Origin of the sequence: Paraburkholderia sp. RL17-381-BIF-C (genome assembly GCF_046026435.1) — a bacterium.
Lineage (GTDB): Bacteria > Pseudomonadota > Gammaproteobacteria > Burkholderiales > Burkholderiaceae > Paraburkholderia.
This window is the reverse complement of sequence record NZ_JARESX010000154.1, coordinates 1-4026: the sequence shown is the minus strand read 5'-3', so window position 1 is coordinate 4026 and position 4026 is coordinate 1. Positions and strand designations below refer to the sequence as shown.

The following is a 4026-nucleotide window of genomic DNA, read 5'->3' as shown; positions in this document are numbered from 1 at the left end:
GGGCGCACGAATAGCTTGCCTCCACGCTTGGACAGGACATCGACATAAACGGCGAGCATAAGGACGATACCGCTGACGATGTTCTGGTATGCCGTCGGGACGTTAAGCAGCGAGAGGCCGTTCGAGAGGCTCTGCATGAGCAGCGCGCCGAGCAGGATGCCCGATACGGTGCCGGTGCCGCCATAGAGGCTGGCGCCCCCGATAACGACTGCCGCGATGGCGTTGAGCTCCAGGAACAGACCCGACTCGGGCGGTGCCGATCCAAGGCGGCCCACAAACATGAGCGTGCCGATACCGGTCAGCACCCCGATGAGGATGAACGAGGTCATCAGATGCCTGGTGATCGGGATACCCGCTGAGCGGGCTGCGGCGCGGTTACCGCCAACGGCATACACATGGCGCCCCCATACCGTATTGCTGAGCAGCCACGAGAGGATGGCCGCGGCAACCAGCGTGATGGCGACCGGCATGGGCAGGCCAAGATAGGAGAGCGTGGACCATGAGAGGAGGACGACACTGGCGAAGCCCAGGACGGCCCGGACCAGTGCCTGGCGGCGCCGGCCCGGGTCATTAAGGTGGCGCAGCGGCAGGAGCGCAATGACAGCGGCAATGACCAGGAACACCCAGAGCACGGGCCCGCTCAGAAACGCGTCGCCGAAGAAGCGGATATCTTCCGAGATGCCCGAGATGGTGCGCCCGCCGGACAAGGCAAGCGCGATGCCGCGAAACAGCATCAGGCCGCCGAGCGTTGCCACGAATGACGGCAGACCGAACCGGGCCACCCAGGTGCCATTCCAGACGCCGACCAGCACACCCATGCCGATAGCGGCGGCCACCGTCACCCAGGGGCTGACCAGATGGCTTGCCTCGAGCAGGGCGACGACGGTCACGCAAAGGCTCATGAACGAGCCCACGGACAGATCGATTTCCCCTTGCGCGACCACCACGAGCATGCCCAGGGCGACCATCGCCGTGATGGCCGTCTGTCGCATGAGATTGGTCACGTTGCGGTCGCTGACGAATACGCCATCGGTGAGGAATGAGAAGGCGATCCAGACGAGGGCCACGGCCACCAGCAACCCGGCGGCGGACCGGGCCACGGAAATGATCGAGCTCGCCCGGTTCGGGGCTGCGGCCTTCGCTTCTGGAGAGGGCGCCGCAATCGCGGGGGTGTTCGTTTCAGCTGTGTTCGATTTCATTGCTGTTCCAGTTTGTCCATTTATTGCAGTCCACCCGCGAGCGCAAGCAGCTCGTGCGGGTTGGTGTCTTTCGTGTCGATCAGTGCTACCTGCCTGCCGTCGCGCAGTACCAGGATCCGGTCTGAGAGCTCCAGCGCCTCCGATTCCTCCATCGTCGCGTAGAGCACGGCAGTGCCGGTCGCGGCGACCTTGCGGATGAGCCTGTAGACGTCCTGCTTTGCGCCAAGATCGATCCCGCGCGTTGGTTCATCGAGCAGCACCAGACGCGGCTGGTTGATCAGGGCGCGCGCGAGCAGGACCTTCTGCTGGTTACCCCCGCTCAGATTCGATATTGGCTGGGCAGGTCCCTGCGTGCGGATGGCCAGGTCCCGGATGTATTCCCGGCACAGCGCCTCGGCGCTCTGTTCGTCGACCACGGGGCCTTTCCAGCGCGGCGCGCCGCGATGCCATCCCAGCATCATGTTCTGCAGCACGGAGAGATGGGCGACGACCCCGTCGCGCTGTCGCTCGGCCGAGACGTAGGCCACGCCGGCGTGGATGGAATCGCGCGGGTTCTGGGGGCGGAACCCGGCGCCCGCGAGCTCAAGCGCACCGTCGGTCAGCTCCGGCAGGAGACCGTAGAGCGACTGCAGCAACTCGGTTTTCCCCGCGCCTAACGGGCCATACACTGCCACGATCTCGTTGCGCGCCAGCGCAATGTTGATCGGGGCGAGGTCGCGCGGATTTTCCAGCGACTTCGAGACACTCCAGTCGCGGATCCTCACGAGCGAGCCCTGCTTCCTTGATCGCGCTTCCTGAGCGACCGACGCGACCGTGTCGCCTCGACCATTCCCCAGCATGCCGCGTACGATCGAGGCATGATCGAGTTGTGCCCGTGGCGCAGAGACGGCGACACGACCATCGCGCAGGATCACGACGCGGTCGCAGACCTTCAGGATTTCGTCGGTCCGGTGGGAGATGAAGATGATGCCGGCGCCCTGGGCGGCAAGTTCGCGCATGCGTCGCAGCAGCACCTCGATCTCGCCGGCGCCTAGCGCCGAGGTCGATTCGTCGAAGACGAACACGCGACTACCGCTCGCGATCGCGCGGGCAATCTCCACCTGCTCCATCAACGCCACGCCACCTTGCCCGGCGAGTGGCTTGCGCGTATCGATGTCCAGCCCGAGTTTGCGCATCGCGGCGTCGGCCTGGGCATACAGGTCTTTCCAGTCGATGACACCGAACCGGGAAGGCTCGATCGTGAGCATCACGTTCTCACCAATCGTCAACTGGGGGACAACGGAGCCCTCCTGGTGAACGAGAGCCACACCCGCACGGTGGGCGTCGCGCGAATTACTGAACTCCGCGGGATTGCCATTGCAGGTGACGGTTCCCCGGTAGGAGCCGAACGGGATCTCGCCGACAATGACCTTCGCCAGCGTGCTCTTGCCGGCGCCATTGGCGCCCATCAGCCCGACAACCTCTCCGGCCGATACGTTAAAGCTGACGTTGTCGAGGGCGCGAGTTGCTCCAAACTCGACGGTGATGCCGTCGAGCTGAAGCAGGTCGTGGGCTGTGTGCGCGCTCATGGTCGACGGCGCGACAGACGCTTCCATATTCATCATCTGCTCAGCTCTGCTTCAGACCGATATCTGCCGGCTTCAACCAGTCGGTGCGTTTGAGGAAGTCCGGCAACGTTGCCTTGTTCACGCCGAGTGACCCGATTCGCATTCCGGGGATCTTCCTGCCGCCCACTGTGATGCTGTCGTTGCTCTGCGGTACCTGTCCGTGGGTGAGCGCGAAGGCCGCATCAGCGGCGACGCGGCCCATCTGGATGAGGTCGGTCCACGCACTCATGTTGATGCGCCCGGCCACGATCTCCTTGGCCACCTCGGGCCAGCAGTCCTCTCCGCAAAGCCATACCTTTCCGGCCAGCTTCTGCTCGGCCAATGCCCGCAGCGCGCCGAGCGCCATGCCATCCTCGTTGGAGATCACGGCCTGGATGTTGTTGTTGTGGCTCGTCAGCGCATCCTCAACCTGCTTGAGCGCGCCCTCCGGGCTCCACGCATCGTGCCATTGATGCGACACGATCTTGATCTCGCCGGAGTCGATATATGGCTTGAGCACCCGGAGTGCGCCTTCCGTCTTCTGGCGTGCCACATCGATGCCCTCCGGTCCGCTGACGATGACCCAGTTGCCTTTCTTCGCTTCCTTCAGGGCCTGTCTGGCCTGCAGTTCGCCGACGAAATAGTTGTCCCGTCCTGCCCAGTAGTCCACAGCAGTGGAGGGGATAACATAGTTATACGAAATGATGGGGATCTTGGCTTCGCGCTTCACACGCTCGACGATCTGCTTGCCGGCGTCGACGTTCACCGGAATGATCACGAGCGCCTTGATGCCCTGGGAGAGCATGGCGTCGACCTGGGAGTCCTGGGTCGCGACGTCCTCATTGGCGCCCTGGATGATGTAGCGCAGCCCGAGCTCGTCGGCGCGCTTCTCGAAGTAGTGGCGGTCATGAGGCCAGCGGAACGCATCGAAGCTGGGAAAGCTGAACCCGATCAGTGCGCCGTTGCCCGCGGCACGTGCATAGCCGCCCGCGCCAAGGGTCGCGGCCGCGGCGCCGTAGGCGGCTGCCGTCTTCATGAAGCCGCGACGGGAGACACGGCCGTCCACAAGCTGCTGGGTAAGAGAAAGCAAATCGCGCATGGATCCCCTCCGGGGGAGAAATAGTGAACTGTTGAAGGCGGCCGGCCACAAAAATGGTGATAGCCCCCGATGAACATTCCCGATCAAACTGCCAGTGCTGCTACGGTATATAGAACAACCTATCTAAAAAAAACTGTCAAGC

Annotated in this window: 3 protein-coding genes; all 3 read right to left on the bottom strand. The window is 63.6% G+C overall.

The window, feature by feature from the left end; genetic code table 11:
• The coding region (locus tag P0D70_RS36225; protein WP_408188057.1) for a sugar ABC transporter permease at positions 1–1199 on the bottom strand (1199 nt) is incomplete at its 3' end.
• A gap of 20 nt (positions 1200–1219) precedes the next feature.
• Complete coding sequence (locus P0D70_RS36220) at positions 1220–2803, bottom strand: sugar ABC transporter ATP-binding protein (protein WP_408188056.1); 1584 nt, start codon at positions 2801–2803, stop codon at positions 1220–1222.
• A 4-nt stretch (positions 2804–2807) separates the two neighbouring features.
• On the bottom strand, positions 2808–3884 hold the full coding sequence (locus P0D70_RS36215; RefSeq protein WP_408188055.1) for a sugar ABC transporter substrate-binding protein: 1077 nt from the start codon (positions 3882–3884) through the stop codon (positions 2808–2810).
• Positions 3885–4026 lie beyond the last annotated feature (142 nt).